The 20,830-nt window shown below is 69.9% G+C and carries 17 protein-coding genes; 14 read left to right on the forward strand and 3 right to left on the reverse strand.

Features of this window, described 5'->3' with window-relative positions; translation table 11 throughout:
• Positions 1-22 precede the first annotated feature (22 nt).
• From AC4FS1_RS13210 to AC4FS1_RS13225, 4 genes are all read left to right on the forward strand, one after another.
• Complete coding sequence (locus tag AC4FS1_RS13210; protein ID WP_491155857.1) at positions 23-1,756, forward strand: ABC transporter ATP-binding protein; 1,734 nt, start codon at positions 23-25, stop codon at positions 1,754-1,756.
• A complete protein-coding gene (locus tag AC4FS1_RS13215; protein ID WP_491155858.1) occupies positions 1,753-3,795 on the forward strand; it encodes an ABC transporter ATP-binding protein in 2,043 nt (680 codons plus the stop codon). Before AC4FS1_RS13210 ends, AC4FS1_RS13215 begins: the two co-directional genes overlap by 4 nt.
• Before the next feature lie 175 nt (positions 3,796-3,970).
• Complete coding sequence (locus tag AC4FS1_RS13220; RefSeq protein ID WP_491155859.1) at positions 3,971-4,984, forward strand: aldo/keto reductase family protein; 1,014 nt, start codon at positions 3,971-3,973, stop codon at positions 4,982-4,984.
• 1 nt (position 4,985) lies between these two features.
• Complete coding sequence (locus AC4FS1_RS13225) at positions 4,986-5,462, forward strand: NUDIX hydrolase (protein ID WP_491155861.1); 477 nt, start codon at positions 4,986-4,988, stop codon at positions 5,460-5,462.
• Positions 5,463-5,546: 84 nt separating this feature from the next.
• On the opposite strand, the gene AC4FS1_RS13230 is transcribed toward AC4FS1_RS13225, so the two are convergent.
• The gene (locus AC4FS1_RS13230; protein ID WP_491155863.1) at positions 5,547-7,169 is read right to left on the reverse strand and encodes an ABC transporter permease; all 1,623 of its coding nucleotides are present in this window, start codon (positions 7,167-7,169) and stop codon (positions 5,547-5,549) included.
• Positions 7,166-8,083 (reverse strand): ABC transporter ATP-binding protein, encoded by a 918-nt coding sequence (locus tag AC4FS1_RS13235; RefSeq protein WP_491155864.1) that lies wholly within the window; start codon positions 8,081-8,083, stop codon positions 7,166-7,168. The genes AC4FS1_RS13230 and AC4FS1_RS13235 overlap by 4 nt, the downstream gene beginning before the upstream one ends.
• 149 nt (positions 8,084-8,232) lie before the next feature.
• On the opposite strand from AC4FS1_RS13235, the gene AC4FS1_RS13240 reads away from it, so the two are divergent.
• The 9 genes from AC4FS1_RS13240 to AC4FS1_RS13280 all read left to right on the forward strand — a co-directional run bounded on the left by AC4FS1_RS13240 (position 8,233) and on the right by AC4FS1_RS13280 (position 18,383).
• Positions 8,233-8,871 carry a GntR family transcriptional regulator gene (locus AC4FS1_RS13240; RefSeq protein ID WP_491155866.1) on the forward strand — a complete coding sequence of 213 codons (639 nt, stop codon included), beginning with the start codon at positions 8,233-8,235 and terminating at the stop codon, positions 8,869-8,871.
• Positions 8,868-10,394, forward strand: a complete 1,527-nt coding sequence (locus AC4FS1_RS13245) for an MmgE/PrpD family protein (RefSeq protein ID WP_491155867.1) — start codon at positions 8,868-8,870, stop codon at positions 10,392-10,394. The genes AC4FS1_RS13240 and AC4FS1_RS13245 overlap by 4 nt, the downstream gene beginning before the upstream one ends.
• Positions 10,394-11,293 (forward strand): methylisocitrate lyase, encoded by a 900-nt coding sequence (gene prpB, locus AC4FS1_RS13250; RefSeq protein WP_491155869.1) that lies wholly within the window; start codon positions 10,394-10,396, stop codon positions 11,291-11,293. The genes AC4FS1_RS13245 and prpB overlap by 1 nt, the downstream gene beginning before the upstream one ends.
• A 25-nt stretch (positions 11,294-11,318) precedes the next feature.
• Positions 11,319-12,509 carry a bifunctional 2-methylcitrate synthase/citrate synthase gene (locus tag AC4FS1_RS13255; RefSeq protein WP_491155871.1) on the forward strand — a complete coding sequence of 397 codons (1,191 nt, stop codon included), beginning with the start codon at positions 11,319-11,321 and terminating at the stop codon, positions 12,507-12,509.
• The gene (locus AC4FS1_RS13260) at positions 12,509-13,702 is read left to right on the forward strand and encodes a thiolase family protein (protein WP_491155873.1); all 1,194 of its coding nucleotides are present in this window, start codon (positions 12,509-12,511) and stop codon (positions 13,700-13,702) included. The genes AC4FS1_RS13255 and AC4FS1_RS13260 overlap by 1 nt, the downstream gene beginning before the upstream one ends.
• A gap of 238 nt (positions 13,703-13,940) precedes the next feature.
• Positions 13,941-14,717: an enoyl-CoA hydratase-related protein gene (locus AC4FS1_RS13265; RefSeq protein WP_491155875.1), complete on the forward strand. Its 777-nt coding sequence runs from the start codon at positions 13,941-13,943 to the stop codon at positions 14,715-14,717.
• Between the two features lie 85 nt (positions 14,718-14,802).
• A complete protein-coding gene (locus AC4FS1_RS13270; protein WP_491155877.1) occupies positions 14,803-15,579 on the forward strand; it encodes an electron transfer flavoprotein subunit beta/FixA family protein in 777 nt (258 codons plus the stop codon).
• Between the two features lie 10 nt (positions 15,580-15,589).
• Positions 15,590-16,570: an electron transfer flavoprotein subunit alpha/FixB family protein gene (locus AC4FS1_RS13275; protein WP_491155879.1), complete on the forward strand. Its 981-nt coding sequence runs from the start codon at positions 15,590-15,592 to the stop codon at positions 16,568-16,570.
• A 7-nt stretch (positions 16,571-16,577) separates the two neighbouring features.
• Complete coding sequence (locus AC4FS1_RS13280) at positions 16,578-18,383, forward strand: cytochrome b/b6 domain-containing protein (RefSeq protein WP_491155881.1); 1,806 nt, start codon at positions 16,578-16,580, stop codon at positions 18,381-18,383.
• A 25-nt stretch (positions 18,384-18,408) separates the two neighbouring features.
• Here the strand turns inward: AC4FS1_RS13280 and AC4FS1_RS13285 are convergent, their stop codons facing one another.
• Entirely contained in the window at positions 18,409-19,170 is a 762-nt protein-coding gene (locus tag AC4FS1_RS13285) for an IclR family transcriptional regulator (RefSeq protein WP_491155883.1), read from the reverse strand.
• A gap of 84 nt (positions 19,171-19,254) precedes the next feature.
• Between AC4FS1_RS13285 and hutH the strand changes: the two genes are divergently transcribed.
• Positions 19,255-20,790 (forward strand): histidine ammonia-lyase, encoded by a 1,536-nt coding sequence (gene hutH / locus AC4FS1_RS13290; RefSeq protein WP_491155885.1) that lies wholly within the window; start codon positions 19,255-19,257, stop codon positions 20,788-20,790.
• Positions 20,791-20,830: the final 40 nt, after the last annotated feature.

Genomic DNA, 20,830 nt, shown 5'->3' on the forward strand with positions numbered 1-20,830 from the left:
CCCGCCGCCTCCCGGGAGAAACGTGCTGGCCAGGCTCCTCATTCGCTATCTCAAGCCGTACCGCTGGCTTCTCGCCGGCGTGCTGGTCTTCCAGTTCGTCTCGGCGCTGGGCTCGCTGTACCTGCCCAGCCTCAACGCCGACATCATCGACGAGGGCGTCTCCCGCGGCGACACCGACTTCATCTGGCGCACGGGCACGTTCATGCTCGCCGTGTCGCTCGGCCAGATCATCGCGTCCATCATCGCGACGTACTTCGCTGCGCGCGCGGCGATGCGCCTGGGTCGCGACCTGCGTGACGACATCTTCGATCGCGTCTCCTCCTTCTCCGAGCGCGAGGTCACCGGCTTCGGCGCAGGATCGCTGATCACCCGCAACACCAACGACGTCCAGCAGGTGCAGATGCTCGCGATGATGGCCGCGACGTTCCTGGTGACGGCGCCGCTGCTCGCGATCGGCGGCATCGTGCTCGCCCTCTCCCAGAGCGTCAGGCTTTCGTGGATCATCGCGGTCGCGGTGCCGGTGCTTCTCCTGGTGGCCGTGCTCGTCATCAGCCGCATGGTCCCGTTGTTCCGCAGCTTCCAGACGAAGTTGGACGCGGTCAACCGGATCATGCGGGAGCAGCTCACGGGCATCCGGGTGATCCGCGCGTTCGTGCGCGAACCGATCGAAGAGGCACGTTTCCGCGACGCCAACACGGAGATCATGGTCGTCGGCCGCAAGGTCGGATCGCTGTTCGTCGTGCTGTTCCCCGCGGTGATGCTCATCCTCAACCTCACCGTCGTCGGCGTGATCTGGTTCGGCGGTATGCAGGTCGACAGCGGCGACGTGCAGATCGGCACGCTGTTCGCGTTCATGCAGTACGTGATGATCATCCTCGGCGGCGTCATGATGGCCACCTTCATGACGATGATGATTCCCCGCGCCGCGGTGTCGGCGGAGCGCATCAGCGAGGTGCTCGAGACCTCGGCAGCGCTGGAACGATCCGCCGACGCGGTGCGCGTCTTCCCCTCCCCGGGAAGGGTGGAGTTCCGCGAGGCGGCGTTCGTCTATCCCGGCGCGGAAGCCCCGATCCTCTCCGACATCTCCTTCTCGGCCGAACCCGGTGAGACCGTCGCGATCGTCGGCTCCACCGGCGCCGGCAAGACCACGCTCGTCTCCCTGATCCCACGCCTCTTCGACGTCACCGCCGGGGCGGTCCGGGTCGGCGGTGTGGATGTGCGGGAGGCGGACCTCGAGGCGCTGTGGAGCACGATCGGCCTCGTGCCGCAGCGGCCGTTCCTGTTCACGGGGACCGTCGCCAGCAACCTCCGTTTCGGTCGCGAGGAGGCGACCGATGCCGAGCTGTGGCACGCGCTCGAGATCGCGCAGGGCAGCGACTTCGTCGCCCAGATGGAAGGCGGTCTGGATGCACGGATCGCGCAGGGCGGCACGAATGTGTCGGGTGGCCAGCGCCAGCGGATCGCCATCGCCCGCGCGATCGTCCATCGCCCCCAGGTGCTGGTGTTCGATGACTCCTTCTCGGCCCTCGACCTGTCCACCGACGCCCGCCTGCGGCAGGCGCTGTGGCGTGAACTTCCCGAGGTCACCAAGATCGTCGTCGCCCAGCGCGTGTCGACGATCACCGACGCCGACCGCATCGTCGTGCTCGATGACGGCGGGATGGTGGGGCTCGGAACACACGAGGAGCTCCTGGAGACGAACCAGACCTATCGCGAGATCGTCGAATCGCAGCTCGGTGCGGAGGTGACCCGATGAGCCGCGAGAAAGAGCTCACCGACGAGGAGAAGCTCGAACTGGAGCTGGCCGAGCAGGCTCGCATCGGTGCCGATGACTGGAGCGGAGCGGTGGCGCCGGGAAAGCCCGCGCAGTTCGGTCCGTCGTTCCGGCGCCTGATCGGACTGCTGCGCCCCAACGCCGTCGCCTTCGTGTTCGTGTCGCTGATGGGCGCGATCGGCGTCCTGCTGGCCGTGCTCGCACCCAAGGTCCTCGGCGAGGCGACGAACATCCTCTTCGAAGGCGTCGTGTCGCAGATGGCCCCGGCCGGAGCGACGAAGCAGCAGGTGATCGACGGGCTCGTCGCATCCGGCGAGCAGGATCTGGCGAACATCGTGTCGGCGTTCCAGAACTTCCAGCCCGGCGTCGGGGTGGACTTCACCCGCCTGGGCCAGGTGCTCGCCGGCGTCATGGCCCTCTACATCGCCGCCTCCGTGCTGTCGTGGTTGCAGGGCTATGTCATCAACGTGATCATGGTGCGCACGATGTGGCGCCTCCGCGAGCGGGTCGAGGAGAAGATCAACGCCCTTCCGCTCAGCTACTTCGACCGCGTCCAGCGCGGTGAGCTGATCTCGCGGGTGACCAACGACATCGACAACATCACGCAGATGATGCAGCAGTCGCTGTCGCAGGCGCTCACCAGCATCCTCACCATCCTCGGGGTGCTGATCATGATGCTGTCCATCTCCTGGCAGCTGACGCTCGTGGTGCTGGTGAGCTTCCCGCTCATGGCGGTGCTCTTCGGCGTCATCGGCCCGCGCTCGCAGAAGGCCTTCGGGATCCAGTGGCGCAAGGTCGGGCGCCTCAACGCGCGCGTGGAGGAGTCGTTCTCCGGTCACGCGCTGGTGAAGGTCTTCGGGCGGGAGCAGAGTTCCCGCGAGGCGTTCCGCGAGGAGAACGAGGAGCTCTACCAGGCCGCGTTCAAGGCGCAGTTCCTCTCGAACATCATGATGCCGGCGATGATGTTCATCGGGAACCTCACCTACGTGGGCATCGCCGTGTTCGGTGCGCTGATGGTCGCCGCCGGTCAGCTGCGCCTCGGCGACGTGCAGGCCTTCATCCAGTACTCGCAGCAGTTCACGCAGCCGTTGTCGGAGCTCGGGGGCATGGCCGCGGTCGTCCAGTCCGGAACCGCCTCGGCCGAGCGGGTCTTCCAGCTCCTCGACGAAACCGAGCAGGAGCCCGACGCCGAGGATGCGCCGGCGCCGGTGGAGGGGGACGGAACGATCGAGTTCGACTCGGTGTCGTTCTCCTACTCGCCCGAGCGACCGCTCATCACCGACCTGTCCTTCCGCGTCGAACCCGGGCAGACCGTCGCGATCGTCGGGCCGACAGGCGCCGGCAAGACGACGCTGGTGAACCTCATCATGCGGTTCTACGAGCTCGACGGCGGCCGGATCCTCCTCAACGGGCAGAGCATCGCGGAGCTCACCCGCCACGACATCCGCGCCAAGACCGGGATGGTGCTGCAAGACCCGTGGCTGTTCGCCGGGACCATCCGCGAGAACATCCGCTACGGTCGCGCCGACGCGACGGATGACGAGATCCTCATCGCCGCCCGTGCGACCTACGTCGACCGCTTCGTGCACTCCCTTCCCGACGGGTACGACACGCTTCTGGACGAGGATGCCTCGAACATCTCGGCCGGGGAGAAGCAGCTCATCACGATCGCGCGGGCGTTCGTTGCGCAGCCGAGCGTGCTGATCCTGGACGAGGCGACGAGCTCCGTCGACACGCGGACCGAACTTCTGCTGCAGAGCGCGATGGCCGCACTACGGGAGGGACGCACGTCGTTCGTCATCGCCCACCGTCTCTCGACCATCCGGGATGCCGATCTCATCCTCGTCATGGAGAACGGTGCGATCGTCGAGCAGGGAACGCACGAGCATCTGATCGCCGCCCGCGGTGCGTACTACCGGCTCTACAACGCCCAGTTCCAGCAGGCCGCATCCGACCCGGACGACGAGCTCGCGGCGGCGAGCGGCGCGGTTCCGGCAGCCGAGGACGCCGCCATCGGGTGACCCCGCCGTCGTGGCGCGGTGACCCCGCCGCCGTCCGGCCGCGGGCAATCGTCCCGGACGCGGGCGATCGCGGCCGGAAAGCCCGCGTCTCGCCCGAAAGCCTTCGTCCCACCCGCGCAGCGTCCCCCCGCGCAACCCCGCATCGCGGACGGGGCACGGCGGCTAGCGTGGAGGAATGGTGAACTATCGATACCTCGGCAACAGCGGCCTCAAGATCTCGGAGATCACGTACGGCAACTGGGTGACGCACGCCTCCCAGGTCGAGGATGACGCCGCAGTCAAGACGGTGCACGCGGCCCTGGATGCCGGGATCACGACGTTCGACACCGCGGATACGTACGCGAACACGGCCGCGGAGGTCATCCTCGGCAAGGCGCTGGAGGGTCAGCGCCGAGAGTCGCTGGAGATCTTCACGAAGGTCTACTTCCCGACCGGACCCAAGGGCCCGAACGACACCGGCCTCAGCCGGAAGCACATCTTCGAGTCGATTCACGGGTCGCTGAAGCGGCTCGGCACGGACTACGTCGATCTGTATCAGGCGCACCGTTTCGACTACGAGACCCCGCTCGAGGAGACGTTCCAGGCGTTCGCCGACCTCGTGCGTCAGGGAAAGGTGCTGTACATCGGCGTCTCGGAGTGGACGGCGGAGCAGCTGCGTGAAGGCTCCGCGCTCGCCAAGGAACTGGGCATCCAGCTGATCTCGAACCAGCCGCAGTACTCGATGCTGTGGCGGGTCATCGAGGGCAAGGTCGTCCCCGCCAGCGAAGAGCTCGGCATCTCGCAGATCGTGTGGTCGCCGATGGCGCAGGGCGTGCTCAGCGGCAAATACCTGCCCGGGCAGCCGCTCCCGGAGGGTTCCCGCGCGACCGACGAGAAGAGCGGCGCGGCGTTCATCAAACGCTTCATGACCGATGAGGTGCTCACCGCGGTCCAGCGGCTCAAGCCCATCGCCGAGCAGGCCGGCCTGACGATGCCGCAGTTGGCGATCGCGTGGGTCCTGCAGAACCCCAACGTCGCCGCGGCGCTGGTCGGAGCATCCCGACCCGAGCAGCTGGCCGACACGGTCAAGGCGTCGGGTGTCACGCTGGATGCCGACACCCTGACCGCCATCGACGGTGCGCTCGGTGGCATTGTGAACCGCGACTCCGAGGACACCTACACGGTGTCGCCGAAGAAGCGACCGGCCTGAGGTGGCGGCGAGGAGCGCCGGCATCCTGCTGTACCGCCTCGACGGGCAGGGCGATGTGCAGGTGCTCCTCGCCCACATGGGCGGCCCGTACTGGGCGGCGAAAGACGCCGGCGCCTGGTCGATCCCCAAAGGCGAGTACGACCCCGATAGCGAAGGGGCGTTGGATGCGGCGCGCCGCGAGTTCCGCGAGGAACTGGGGGTCGAGCCGCCCGAGGCCGACTACGCCGAACTCGGGACCTTCCCGTATTCGTCGGGGAAGAAGGTCGTCGTCTTCGTCGCCGACGGGGCATCGTTCACGGCGACCGCGTTCGTCTTCGGCGAGTTCGACCTGGAGTGGCCCCCTCGATCGGGCAAGACGGCGCGGTTTCCCGAGGTCGATCGGGCGGAGTGGTGCAGCCCCGATGAGGCACGCGAGCGGCTCGTGAAGGGCCAGCGCCCCGCCCTCGATGCCCTGCTCTCGCACCTCTCCGACCTCTAACCCCCGTCGACTCGCCACAAACCGTCATGTTTCGGCGCATATCGCGACGGATTGTGGCGAGTCGACCGGGCGGGACGGGGCGGGTCATTCGGCGGTGGCGAGCTCCCGCCGGCGCATGAGCGCCAGGGTCAGGCCGATGCCGAGGACGGCGATCAGAACCAGCCACCAGAGCCCGCGCACGTCGACGTCGTTCCCCGACAGGGTCGGTGTCACGGCGATCGGCGAGAGGTTCACGACGGCGTCGGGAAAACCGAAGAGCGGCCCGAACAGGCCGACGACCGTTCCCAGCGCTATCAGCGTCCATCCGAGGGCGATGGTCAGGCGCGGTGCGGCGACGAAGACCACAGCGGTCGCCATCAGGAAGACCGCGGCCGCAGCCACCTGACCGACACCCGCGACGAGGGTCACGTCCACCAGCGACCAATCCGGATCGGACAGCGACGACAGGCCCACGATCGCTCCCACGATCGCGCTGCCCACAGTGGCCAGGATGCCGACTCCCGCGATGACGAGGTAGCCCGCCAGCCACCGCACCGGGCCGACGGCGGCGGCACGCACCGGTTCCGCCGTGCCGCGGATTTCTTCCTGGCGCGCGCGGACGACGGTCTGGACGGCGGCGCAGGCGGCAAGGACGCCGGCCAGCGTGAAGAAGATCGTCACGGTGCCCTGCGGGAGCGTTCCGTCGCCGCCGAGCGAGGCAAGGAGGGCATCCACCGATGGGATGCTGTCACCGATCTGCGAGATGACATCGGAGAGCCGCGTCGACAGCATCCCCACGACCAGCCCGCCGACGGCCCATCCCAGGATGGCGCCCCGGGACAACCTCCAGCTCAATCCCCACGGGCCTGAGAGTGCGACTGTCGCGGTGGAACGGCCGAGACGCTCGGGCAGCAGGCTGCCGCCGAGGTCGCGCCTCGACTGCAGCGCGACGGTCGCGGCGGCGCACACCGTCGCCAGCAGCGCGCTCAGCACGAGCGGGCGCGGGTCGTCGGTGTCGAACGGGCGGGTGTTCTCCGCCCAGCCGAACGGCGAGAACCACGCGAGCGGCGCACTGGTCATCCGCTGCAGGTCGGCGCTGGGTGTTCCCACGGCATTGCCGACCCCGCACACCAGATAGGTGAGGAGGATCGCCCACACCGCGGCCGCGTTGGCCGCGCGTGCGGTGCGCACCAGTTGCGCCACCAGCAGCGCGACGCTCAGGAAGACGATGCCGGTGCCGCCGCTGGCCGCGCCGATGAGGAGGCTTCCCGTTCCGCCGAGCCCCAGCGCGAGGAGCACCAGCCACACCGCAGCTGCGAGGACGAGATTGGCCAGGACGCCGTGCACCATCGTTGCGAGGAGCGGGACCATGCGCCCTGCGGGCGTGGCCGCGACGAGTTCCGCCCGGCCGAGCTCCTCATCTGCCCGCGTGTGGCGCACCGCGAGGAAGCTGCTCATGAACGCGGCCAGAAGTGCGAGGAACGGCAGGATCACGAAGGCGATGAACGACCCCTCCGCGGAACCCGACGGCAGCCCCCGGAAGAGCAGGATGACCGGATTGGCGATCGCGGTCGCGAGCAACGCGGTGCGATCCTGCTCGGTCCCGAGCGTCTCCCGCACGCCGGCGTAGGCGGCGGCAGCAAGGGCTGCCGTGCCGAGAATCCACAGCGCCAGCTGAATGACGTCGCGTCGTGCGCGGTGACGCAGCAGCAGGAAGAATCGCGTCACGACAGTGCCTCGGAGGCTGTCACGTCGTCGCCGTAGTGACGCAGGAAAAGCTCCTCGAGAGAAGGCGGCTCGATGCGCAGCCCCGCGACGTGGGCGTCGACGAGCGCGGGAAGCACGGCCGTCACGCGGTCGCTGTCGACGGTGAATCGCACCCGGCCGTTGCTCACGACCACGTCGTGAGCGTCCGGGAGGGGCGGGAGCACCCGCCCGTCGAGGGCTGCGAACGAGACCTCGGTGCGGGTCAGGTGCCGCAGGTCGCCCAGACTGCCGCTTTCGACCACGCGACCGGCGCGGATGATGCTGACCCGGTCGCACAGCTGCTCGACCTCCGAGAGGATGTGGCTGGACAGCAGCACAGAACTTCCGGCCTGGCGCACGCGCATCAACTCGCGCTGGAACACGACCTCCATCAGCGGGTCGAGCCCGCTGGTCGGTTCGTCGAGGATGTAGAGGTCGGCGGGGACGGCGAACGCGGCGATCAGCGCGACCTTCTGCCGGTTGCCCTTGGAGTAGGCGCGGCCCTTCGTGCGCGGATCGAACTGGAACGCCTCCTGGAGCCGGGCGCGTTCGTCGCGGTAGGCGGCGGAGCGCCCGCTCCCGCGAAGGCGGCAGAGGAAGTCGATCGCTTCGCCGCCGGACAGGTTCGGCCAGATGTTCACGTCACCGGGCACGGACGCGATGCGGCGATGAAGCTGCACCGCATCGCGCCACGGATGACCACCCAGGACGGATGCTTCGCCGCTGCTGGCGCGCGCGAGGCCCAGGAGGATCCGGACCGTCGTCGACTTGCCGGAGCCGTTCGGACCGAGAAACCCGTGGATCTCGCCGGGCGACACGTCGAGGTCGAGCCCATCCAGCGCGCGGACGCGGCCGTAGAGCTTCCCCAGCCCGCGGGTGCGGATGACAGCTTCCATAGGCGGGACGCTACGCCGGTGAACGTACCGCCGCAGCATCCCTCCCGCTGAGGGGCGGGATGTATACCAGAAGGTGCAACAGGGCGGAAAAAGTGCGGCCTTTGCGCCGTCTATGTATACAATGAGACGAAACCACGAGGAGGTGCGGGATGCGAGCCAGTGATCGCGCGTACGCGACCCTCCTCGGTGAAATCCAGGATGGATCGCTGCGCCCTGGCGCCGTGCTCGGGGAGGTCGAGCAGGCCACGCGACTCGGCGTGAGCCGCACACCGCTCCGCGAAGCGCTGAGCCGTCTCGCCGGCGACGGACTGGTCTCCCAGCTCTCACCGCGCGTCACCGTGGTCAGCGACGTCGACGCCGACGACATCCGGGCGCTCTTCGAGCTCCGCCGGGCGCTGGAGGAGGCCGCATCCCGGATCGCCGCGGCTCGAGGTGACGCCGACGCCTTCGCGGCGCTCGCCGAGGAGTTCGCCGCAGCGGACCCGGACGTGGCCGACCACTCCGACGCCTACTACGCCCTCATCGCCCGCTTCGACGCGGCGATCGATGCCGCTCTCGGTAACGACTACCTGACGTCCGCTCTGCGCACGGTGCGCACGCACCTGGTGCGGGTGCGCCGGATGGCACGCGACAACCCCGCGCGGCTGCAGCAGTCGGCGCGGGAGCACGAACTCATCGCCCGGGCGATTGCGGACGGCAATGCCGAACTCGCCGCACACGCCACCCACGTGCACCTGCACAACGCCCTCACGACCATCCTCGATTCCCTCCCGGAGGAACAGCCATGACCATCACCCACCACGTTCGGGTGCACCGCAGCGACGAGAACCTGCCCCGGGAGGGTCAGCTGGCCTGGGCCATCGCGCGCGTCGCCGCCGATCCGGTCGCCGTGGATGCCGACGTCACCGACATGATCATCAACCGCATCATCGACAACGCGGCGGTGGCCGCGGCATCCCTCACCCGCCGCCCCGTGAGCGCGGCTCGTCAGCAGGCGCTCGACCACGCCGTGTCCATTGGCGGGGTCGGTGCGACCGTCTTCGGGTGCGCGCTCGACCGGCGATCCAGCCCGGAGTGGGCGGCGTGGGCCAACGGCGTGGCCGTGCGCGAGCTGGATTACCACGACACGTTCCTCGCCGCCGAGTACTCGCACCCCGGCGACAACATCCCCCCGATCCTCGCTGTCGCCCAGCACACCGGGCACGACGGCGCGGCGCTCCTGAGGGGCCTCGCCACCGGCTACGAGATCCAGATCGACCTCGTGCGCGCGATCTCCCTCCACAAGCACAAGATCGACCACGTCGCCCACCTCGGCCCCTCGGCCGCGGCCGGTATCGGTACGCTGCTGGGCCTGGACGCCGAGACGATCTACCAGGCCGTCGGCCAGGCGCTGCACACCACCACCGCCACCCGCCAGTCGCGCAAGGGCGAGATCTCCACGTGGAAGGCGCACGCCCCGGCCTTCGCTGGAAAGATGGCCGTCGAGGCCGTGGACCGCGCGATGCGCGGCGAGACCAGCCCGTCCCCGATCTACGAGGGCGAAGACGGCGTCATCGCGTGGCTGCTCGACGGCAAGGCTGCCGCGTACGACGTGCCGCTGCCGGGCGAGGGCGAGCCCAAGCGCGGCATCCTCGACTCCTATACGAAGGAGCACTCCGCTGAGTACCAGGCGCAGGCGTGGATCGACCTCGCGCGTCGGCTCGGCGCGCAGCATCCCGCCCTTCGCGACCCGCAGAACGTCGCCTCCGTCGTGCTGCACACGAGCCACCACACGCACTACGTCATCGGGTCGGGCGCGGGCGATCCGCAGAAGTACGACCCGACGGCCTCTCGCGAGACTCTCGACCACTCGATTCCGTACATCTTCACCGTCGCGCTGCAGGACGGCGCGTGGCACCACGTCGACTCGTACACGCCCGAGCGTGCCGGCCGGCCCGACACGGTCGAGCTGTGGCGCAAGGTCACCACGGCCGAGGACGCGGAGTGGACGCGGCGTTACCACTCGGAGGACCCGAACGAGAAGGCCTTCGGTGGCCGGGTCGTCATCACGCTCACCGACGGCTCGACGATCGAGGACGAGATCGCCGTCGCCGACGCCCATCCGCTCGGGGCACGGCCGTTCGCCCGCGAGGACTACCTCCGGAAGTTCCGCCTCCTCGCCGAGCCGGTGATGCTCCCCGAGGAGATCGAGCGGTTCCTCGACCTCGCCCAGCGGCTGCCCGAGCTGACGGCTGCGGAAGTGCAGCAGCTGAACATCGTGGCCAAACCCGGCGTGCTCGCGATGGCCCCCGCCCCGAAGGGCCTGTTCTGATGCTGTACGCCAAGACTCCCGCGGCCGAGAAGCGCCGCCTGTTCCGGGAGCGGCTCGCCTCGGGCGAGGTGCTCCGCTTTCCCGGGGCCTTCAATCCGCTCTCGGCACGGCTCATCGAACGCAAGGGCTTCGAGGGTGTCTACATCTCCGGTGCCGTGCTCTCGGCCGACCTCGGTCTTCCCGACATCGGCCTCACGACCCTCACCGAGGTCGCCGGCCGTGGGCAGCAGATCGCGCGCATGACGGAGCTGCCGGCGATCATCGACGCCGACACCGGCTTCGGGGAGCCGATGAACGTCGCACGCACCATCCAGACCCTCGAGGATGCGGGCCTCGCCGGCACCCACATCGAAGACCAGGTCAACCCCAAACGGTGCGGGCACCTGGACGGGAAGCAGGTCGTGGATGCCGACACCGCCATCCAGCGGATCCGCGCCGCCGTCGACGCCCGCCGCGACCCGAACTTCCTGATCATGGCGCGCACCGACATCCGCGCCATCGACGGTATGGATGCGGCGATCGACCGCGCCAAGGCTCTCGTGGATGCCGGGGCGGACGCGATCTTCCCCGAGGCGATGCGCTCCCTGGAGGAGTTCGCCGCCGTACGTGCCGCCGTCGACGTGCCGATCCTCGCGAACATGACCGAGTTCGGAAAGAGCGAGCTGTTCAGCGTCGATGCCCTCCGCAACGTCGGGGTGAACATCGTCATCTGGCCCGTCTCCTTGCTGCGGATGGCGATGGGCGCCGCGGAGCGCGCGCTGGACACGCTCGTCGAGGAGGGGCACCTCACCTCCAAACTCGACGAGATGCAACATCGCGCAGACCTCTACGACCTGATGGACTACGAGGGCTACAACCACTTCGACACGAGCGTTTTCAACTTCACCGTCGCCCGCTGACGCGGCATCCTCGAAGGACACGGCAATGACCGACACCGACATCAAAAAGGGCCTCGCGGGCGTCGTGGTGGACTACACCGCGGTCAGCAAGGTCAACCCGGACACCAACAGCCTTCTCTACCGCGGCTACCCGGTGCACGAGCTGGCGGCGACCCAGCCGTTCGAAGCGGTGGCGTACCTGCTGTGGAACGGCGAGTTGCCCACCGATGGGCAGCTCGCGGAACTCCGCGCCACCGAGCGGCGGCATCGGGCACTGCACCCTCACGTCAAGGCCGCGATCGACATCCTGCCGACCAGCGCCCACCCGATGGACGAGGTGCGCACCGCCGTCAGCGTCATCGGAGCGCAGGACACCGCCGGTATCGCGAACGTCATGGATGCGGTGGGAACCCCCGATGAGAACCTCGAACGCAGCATCCGCCTGTTCGCGCAGCTGCCGGCGATCGTGGCGTACGGGCAGCGGCGCCGCCGGGGCCTGGAGCCTGTCGAGCCGCGCGACGACCTGGACTACGCCGCGAACTTCCTCTGGCTCACGTTCGGCGAGGAGGCGCACCCGGTGGTCGTCGACGCGTTCAACCGGTCGATGGTCCTCTACGCCGAGCACTCCTTCAATGCCTCGACGTTCACCGCCCGCGTCATCACCTCCACCCTCAGCGACCTGTACTCCGCGGTCGTCGGAGCCATCGGAGCGCTGAAGGGCCCGCTGCACGGCGGGGCCAACGAGGCGGTGCTGCACATCTTCGAGGAGATCGGCACGGCTGACAACGTCGTGCCGTGGCTGGATGCGGCGCTCGCCGAGAAGCGCAAGATCATGGGCTTCGGTCACCGTGTGTACAAGCGCGGCGATTCCCGGGTCCCGACGATGAAGGCGGCCCTCGACACGCTCGTGGCCCACTACGACCGGCCCGACGTCGCCGACCTGTACAACACCCTCGAGCGCGAGTTCGTCGAGCGCAAGGGCATCTACCCGAACCTGGACTACCCGTCCGGTCCCGCGTACGACCTGATGGGGTTCGACATCCTCACCTTCACGCCGCTGTTCGTGGCGGCGCGGATCACCGGCTGGACCGCCCACATCATGGAGCAGCAGGCATCCAACGCCCTCATCCGGCCGCTGTCCCACTACAACGGTCCCGATGAGCGGCACATCCCGGGCTACGTCCCCGACACCGCGGTCATCGAAGTCGCCGAACGCGCGGAGGAGGCGGCGGACTGATGGGTTCCACGGCGCACGAGAAGGTCGTGATCCTTGCCGGCGCGCGCACGCCGGTGGGAAGCTTCGGCGGGTCGCTCGCGAGCGTCCCCGCGCACGAGCTCGGCGCGACCGCCGTCACCGCGGCACTCGCGCGGGCCGGCGTCTCCGGGGACGACGTGGGCGAGGTCGTGATGGGATGCATCGCCCAGAACGGTCCCGACGCGTACAACGCGCGGCGGGTGGCGCTCGCGGCCGGGCTGCATCCCCGCATCCCGGCCTTCACAGTGAACCGCCTGTGCGGATCGGGTCTCCAGGCCATCTGGTCGGGAGCCCAGGAACTCCTGTGGGGCGGCGTGGACGTGGTGGTCGCTGGCGGCGACGAGAGCATGTCGCGGACGCCCTTCCTCGACTTCGGCGCGCGCGGCAACGCGCGTCTGGGCGACCGGAAGCTCCTCGATGGGACTCTCGCGATCCTCACCGATCCCTTCAGTGGCCGGCATATGGGGACGACAGCGGAGACCGTCGCGACGCGCTACGGCGTGAGCCGGCAGGCGCAGGACGAGTTCGCCGTCGAGAGCCAGCGGCGAGCGGCCACAGATGCGGCGCGCGCGGCATTCGCGGAGGAAATCGTGCCGGTGACGACCGGTGGTCGGAAGCCGGTCGAGGTCTCGGTCGATGAGCATCCCCGCCCCGGGACGACGGTAGAGGTGCTCGCGGGTCTGCGCGCCGCGTTCGAGGAGAGCGGCAGTGTCACGGCCGGTAACTCCTCCGGCATCAACGACGGAGCCGCGGCAACCGTGCTCATGCGGGAGTCGGACGCGCGTGACCGCGGGCTGACGGGCCTCGCCACGATCGAGGCGGTCGCGACAGCGGGCATCGAGCCGGAGATCATGGGCTACGCGCCGGTCATCGCACTGGAGCGGCTCTGGCAGCAGACCGGGATGTCGCCCAGCGACGTCGACACGGTCGAGCTGAACGAGGCCTTCGCGTCGCAGGCGGTTGCGGTCATCCGCGATGCGGGCTTGGATCCGGCGAAGACGAACCCGTATGGCGGAGCCATCGCCCTCGGGCATCCGGTCGGCGCCACCGGCGCAATTCTCACCGTCCGCGCGGCGATGGACCTGCACCGTCGTGACCTCGAGTACGCCGTCGTGACCATGTGCATCGGCGGCGGCCAGGCGCTGGCAGCGCTGCTTCGCCGCTGGGACGGTTGACCTTCGCGGCTCCCGCGCGCCGTATTCAGGCTGAATCACCGCCTGAATTGCGAGGTGCCCGAGATTACGGCAGGGCTGCAGGCGTTACTGCTGATCGGGCCTGAGTCAGGCCCGGGGGAGGCGGGGCAGGAGTGGACGGGGAAAGCCGGTCGGTTCGCGCGCGGGCCGATGGCGGGGCAGGATTTGTCCGGGATCGAACCACCGATCCGGTCCGGCAGTGCGACGTAAGGAGCCCGATGTGACAAGCTACGAAACCATCCTCGTGGAACAGCGCGGACGGGTCGGATGGATCACCCTGAACCGTCCTGATGCGCTCAACGCGCTCAACACCCGGGCGATGCACGAGGTGGTGACTGCCGCAGAGGCATTCGACGACGATCCCGGCGTTGGCGCGATCGTCGTGACCGGATCAGAGCGGGCGTTCGCTGCAGGTGCCGACATCAAGGAGATGGAGGGGAAGACCTCCGTCGACATGGTGCTGGACGACCACTTCGGCGCGTGGCGCCGCTTCGCCGACGTGCGCACACCGGTGATCGCTGCCGTCTCCGGCTATGCGCTGGGCGGCGGTTGCGAACTCGCCCTCATGTGCGACGTCATCCTCGCCGCCGACACAGCTGCCTTCGGCCAGCCCGAAATCAACCTCGGGGTGATCCCGGGCATGGGTGGCACGCAGCGGCTGGTCCGCGCCCTCGGCTATTACAAGGCGGCCGACCTCGTGTTGACCGGGCGCCGGATGCCCGCTGAAGAGGCCGAGCGCGCGGGCCTCGTGTCACGCGTCGTCCCGGCCGCCGAACTCCTGGTGGTTGCGGAGGAGGTGGCCGGCACCATCGCTGCGAAGTCGCTGCCGTCCCTGTATGCCGCGAAGGCTGCGCTGGATGCGGCGCTGGAAACGACGCTCAGTGAGGGCTTGCGTTATGAGGGCGCCGCTTTCTCGTCGCTGTTCGCCACGCACGACCAGAAGGAGGGCATGTCGGCCTTCCGGGAGAAGCGCGCGCCGGAGTTCATCGGCCGGTGAGGCGCATCGGAGCGGCTGCGGCGGGACGGCCGAAGGGCGAGAGTGCGCGCCGCCTAGACTCGATCCGACGTGAGGAGCGGAATCGATGAGGATCGTGGTTCTCGTGAAGGAGGTCCCCGACACGTACGGGGATCGCAAGCTCGACCTGGAGACGGGATTGGCCGATCGGGGCGCGAGTGACGCGGTGCTGGACGAGATCGGGGAACGTGCTCTCGAGGTCGCGTTGACGTACGCCGATGCGCATGCCGGTACCGAGGTGGTCCTGGTGACCATGGCGCCGGCGTCGGCGGTGACGACGGTTCGCAAGGGCCTGGCGATGGGAGCTACGTCGGCGGTGCATGTCGTGGATGACGGTCTGCGGGGTGCCGACATGTCCCTGACGGCGGAGGCGCTCGCCGCAGCGGTGCGCCGGGCGCAGCCGGATCTGGTGATCACGGGAAATCTATCGACGGACGGCACCGGCGGGGTGATCCCGGCGATGCTCGCCGAACACCTCGGGATGCCGCAGCTGACGGCGCTATCGAGCGTGGAGATCGCGGAAGGGTCGGTGTCGGGGACGCGGGCCTCGGATGCGGGAGCGGTGTCGGTCTCGGCGCCTTATCCGGCGGTGATCTCGATCACGGAGGCGCTGCCGGATGCGCGGTTCCCGAACTTCAAGGGCATCATGGCCGCGAAGAAGAAGCCGTACGAGACCCTGACCGTTGCTGATCTCGGTGTGGATCCGGAGGACTTCTCGGTGCCCCGGTCGATCCTGGTGACGGTCGCCGAGCGCCCTGCCCGGGCGGCCGGCATGAAGATCGTCGATGAGGGGGATGCAGGCACCAAGCTGGCCGAATTCCTCATCGCGAACCGGCTGGCGTGAGGGGAATGCGATGACTTCCAACCCGATCCTCGTGCTGATCGAGACCACCCCCGACGGCACGGTCGTCTCCACGGCCGCCGGCCTGCTGGGCGCGGCAGCGGCGGTCGGGGAGCCCGTCGGCGTCGTCGTGACAGGCGCGGGTTCCGGCGACGCGGCGGCGCAGGAGGCGGCCTCCCTCGGCGCCCGGCGGGTGCTCGTGGCCGAGCTGGACAGGGCTTCCTCGCACCTGACCGTGCCGGTCGTCGACGCCCTCGCCGTGGCGGTCGCCACGGTGCGGCCCGATGCGGTGCTCGTGGCCAATTCGATCGAGGGCCGTGATATCGCCGGCCGTCTCGCGGCGAGGTTGCGGCTGGCGATCGCGGCGGACGCGGTGGGGGTGGCCCGAGACGACCAGGGCATCCTCGCGCAGCACTCCGTCTACGGCGGTGCGTACAGCACCGAGTCGGCGGCGACCTTCGGCACGCTCGTGGTCACCGTGCGACAGGGCGCGATCGACGCGCGCGCCGAGGCCGTCGCCGAGCCGGTGATCGAACGGCTGGAGGTGGACGCATCCGGTGCCCCCGCCGCATCCGTTCATGGGTACGACCCTGCCGTGGCGACATCGGCCCGACCGGAGTTGCGTGGTGCGGTCAAGGTCGTCTCCGGTGGCCGCGGGTTGGGATCGGTGGACAAGTTCGTGCTGGTCGAGCAGCTCGCCGATGCGCTCGGGGCCGCAGTGGGCGCATCCCGCGCCGCCGTCGACGCCGGATACATCCCGTATTCGGCGCAGGTCGGGCAGACCGGAGTTTCCGTGTCGCCGCAGCTCTACGTCGCCCTCGGGATTTCCGGGGCCATCCAGCACCGCGCGGGCATGCAGACGGCCAAGACGATCGTCGCGATCAACAAGGACGGCGACGCTCCGATCTTCTCCATCGCCGACTTCGGCGTCGTGGGCGACGTGTTCACGGTGGTGCCGCAACTCATCGCGGCGCTCGAACAGCGCAAGGGATAGGCCGCCCGTGAGTCCGACCCGCACCCTCCGCCGAGGCCTGCCGCGCACTCCGGGCGGCGAGCCGTGGCCTCCCGCCGGCGTGCCGGTTCCCGGTGCGCTCGCCGACGTGGCAGGGGAGCCCGGGGTCGCTGCGCGCGGTGACGCGGTCGGGGCGGAGGCGACGCCGGATACGGCCGCGGGAGCACGCCCGCCTGGGATACCCGAGGGTGCCGAAGTGCCGGGGGAGGCTGCGGCGGGCAAGGCCGAAGCGCCGGGCAAGGATGTCCCGGCCGCGGCCGCGCCGGGCGCAGCGACGATGCCGGCCTCTGGTGGCACGTCCGCGCCGCGCAAGGCCGCGTCTCTGGTGCCCCAGGAGAGTGCGGCCGAGCGGCCGCGCGGTCTGCGCCGCGGACTGCCGCGTGTGCCAGGCGGGGAGCCGTGGCCTCCTGCATCGGCAGTGATGGCGACCGCGTCGCCCGGTACTGGCACGTCGGCGAACGCGGGCCGATCCGAATCGCCGCGGACGGCAGACGTCGGTGCGGATGCGGTGGCCGCGGTGCCGGCCGCACTCTCTCCCGGACGTGTGACGCCGTCGACGGCGACACCGGAGTCCGTTGCGCCGCAGGTGGCCGTCACCCGAGCGGGGGTGAGCCTCCGCCGGGGGATGCCGCGCGAGCCCGGCGGCGAGCCGTGGCCCCCGGTGGACGCCGTGGTCGTGGCTGCCGCGGCGCCGGCCGCGTCCGCGCCCGAGTCCGCCGGCGGGCGCGACGCGACGACACTGCCCGCCGAGGCCGTCCCCGTCGCCGCAGCCGCAGCCGTCCCCGCATCCGCAGCGGTGCCGGCGGGTCCGCGGCCGCCGTTGCCGTTCCCGCCCACCGTCTGGCCCGGGCCGGCAGCATCCGGGCCGCGCATCCCGCGGCCGGAGCCGAAGCGGTACGGACCCTTCACCCGCGTGCAGTGGGCCGGGGCCGCGGTGGTCGCCGGCGGCGGGTTGCTCGTCGCCGCGGGGATGGCGGTCGCGCTCGTGCGGTGGCTGCTTTCGACCGAGTGGGGAACGGGGTTCCTCGCGGCCTACCCCGGCGAGTACCACCTGCCCGCCGGTGCCCCTGTGGGCTTTCCCGCGTGGCTGGGGTGGCAGCATTTCTTCAACGCGTTCCTGATCGTCCTCATCATCCGATCGGGCCTGGAGGTGCGTCGGGACAAGCGTCCGAGCGTGTTCTGGTCACCGCGCGGAAACTCCAAGCGCAAGATCAGCCTTGCCCTCTGGTTCCACCAGTCGCTCGACATTCTGTGGCTCGCCAATGGCCTGATCTTCGTCGTGCTGCTGTTCGTCACAGGGCAGTGGATGCGGATCGTCCCGACCTCGTGGGAGGTCGTCCCCAACGCGATCTCGGCGGGCCTGCAGTACGTGTCGTTGAACTGGCCCACCGAGAACGGATGGGTCAACTACAACTCGCTGCAGCAGTTGGCGTACTTCGCGACGGTGTTCCTCGCCGCCCCGCTCGCGGTGATCACCGGGGTTCGGATGAGCGGCATCTGGCCCGCGAACGCCACCGCGCTGAACCGGATCTATCCGCTCGAGTGGGCCCGCCGCATCCACTTCCCGGTGATGATCTACTTCGTCCTGTTCATCATCGCCCACGTCGCGCTCGTTTTCGCGACCGGGGCGCTGCGCAACCTCAACCACATGTATGCGGCGCAGGATGCGGTGAACTGGACCGGGTTCTGGATCTTCGTGGCATCCATCGCCGTCACCGCGGCAGCCTGGGTCGCCGCCCGCCCGCTCATCCTCGCTCCGATCGCGCGTCTGTTCGGCGACATCAAGGGCCGCTAAACCCCCGCGACGACCGTTCCGCCGCTCAGTGGCCGGCGAGGCGCGCCGTCAGAGCCGCCGCGGCGTGGCGGACGGCGCCGCCGAGGGCCTCGACGAGGCCCTCCTCCTCCCGCGCGCGGAAGGTGAGACCGACGGATGCCACGGGGTAGCCGTTGCGGTCCACCGCGGCGGTGGCGACCGAGGCGTATCCCGGCGTGATGTCGCCGTCCTCGGTCGCCCAGCCGCGCCGACGAGCGGCACGCAAGAGCCCCTCGAGCTCCCCGAGCGTCGACGGTCCGGGGCCGACGCGGCGGTACAGGGCCTCGCGGTGGGGGTACAGGGCGCGCACCTGATCGGTCGACAGGACGGCGAGCGCGGCGCGTCCCGTTGCCGTCAGGTGCGCCGGCAGCCGCACTCCGACGTTCGACACCGTGGTGGGCGCGCGGGGCGCCGAGAGCGCGTCGACGTAGGTGACCTCGGCTCCGATGAGGACCGCGAGGTGCCCCGCAGCGGGGACCGGGGCACCGGCGACCAGCTGCTCCACGAGGGGGCGCGCCATCCGCCGCAGCCGATCGGTCTGGAGCGACCCTGCGCCGATCTCTGCGACCAGGGCCGAGAGACCATAGGCGCGCTCCTCGGGATAGTGCACGAGAAACCCCTCGTCCATCATCGCCCGCGCCAATTGGTACAGCGACGACCGGGGGATGCCGAGCTCCCGCGCGAGCGTGGAGGCGGGCACCGGGTCGGTGCGTTCGGCGAGGATCCGCAGCATCCGCAGCGCGTTCCGTGCAGCGGGGACCTGAGGCACGGGTTCTCCTGGCTGTCTGGGATTTCAGACAGAATAGCGCGCCCCGCCGATGCGCGACGCGGTCGGCGGGGCTTCACTGAGGGCATGCCGGATGTTCTTGTGGGCGCAGGTCCTCTCCGTATCCCCGACGTCGTCGCCGTGGCGCGCGATGCCGCGCCCGTGCGGCTCGATCCCGACGCCCTCGGCCGGATGGCGCACACCCGCGCCGTCATCGACCGGCTCGCCGACCACCCGCTGCCGCACTACGGCGTCTCGACCGGGTTCGGCGCCCTGGCCACCACGCACATCCCGCCGGACGATCGCCGCCGGCTGCAGCGCTCGCTGGTGCGCAGCCACGCCGCCAGCGCCGGGCCGGAGGTCGAGCGCGAGGTCGTCCGCGGCACGATGCTCCTCCGGCTGGCGACGCTCACCACCGGCCGTACCGGAGTCCGCCCGGTCGTTGCCGAAACGTACGCCGCGATGCTCAATGCGGGCATCACCCCGATCATCGGCGAGTACGGGTCACTCGGATGCTCGGGCGACCTCGCCCCGCTCGCTCACCTCGCGCTGGCCGCCATCGGCGAGGGCGAGGTGCACGACCCGTCCGGCACGCGCCGGGACGCCGCATCCGCCCTCGCCGAGGCCGGCATCACCCCGCTCGTGCTGCAAGAGAAGGAGGGGCTCGCGCTCATCAACGGCACCGACGGGATGCTGGGGATGCTGGCGCTCGCCATCTCCGATCTCGACGCACTGCTGCACACCGCCGACATCGCGGCGGCCATGAGCGTCGAGGGACTGGCGGGCACCGACGGGGTCTTCGCCGCCGACCTCCACGCCCTCCGGCCGCACCCCGGGCAGGCCGCGTCGGCGGCCGTGATGCGCGGGATGCTCGACGGATCGCCGGTCATCGCCGCCCATCAGACGGCGGGGTTCACGCGCGTGCAGGATGCGTACTCGGTGCGCTGCGCGCCCCAGGTGCACGGCGCAGCGCGTGACACTGTCGACCATGCGCGGCTCGTCGCCGATCGCGAGCTCGCGAGCGCCATCGACAACCCCGTCGTGACGCCCGATGGCCGGGTCGAGTCCAACGGGAACTTCCACGGCGCTCCGATCGGGTACGTCCTCGACTTCCTCGCGATCGCCGCAGCGGACGTCGCGAGCATGAGCGAGCGGCGCACCGACCGTTTCCTCGACCGCACGCGCAGTCATGGGCTGCCGCCGTTCCTCGCCGATAACCCGGGCGTGGACAGCGGACACATGATCGCCCAATACACGCAGGCCGGGATCGTCAGCGAACTCAAGCGGCTCGCGGTGCCCGCATCCGTCGACTCCATCCCGACGAGCGCGATGCAGGAGGACCACGTGTCGATGGGATGGAGCGCGGCCCGAAAGCTCCGCCGGGCAATCGAAGGGCTGACCACGGTGCTGGCGATCGAGGTGTTCACCGCGGCGCGCGGCATCGAAATGCGCGGCGAAGGCGCCGCTCCAGCGACCGGCCGCGTGGTCGACGCGCTCCGCGAAACGGTGCCCGGCGCAGGTCCCGACCGCTACCTCGCCCCGGAGATCGCCGCGGCGACCGACTTCGTCGCCTCCGGTGGGGTGCTTCGCGCGGCCGGCGTCACGGACGAGGGATCTCGATAACGGCCCGATGCGAGCCGCACGCCGGACACCGCACTTCTTG

It is taken from the genome of Microbacterium sp. Z12_35, assembly GCF_058310475.1.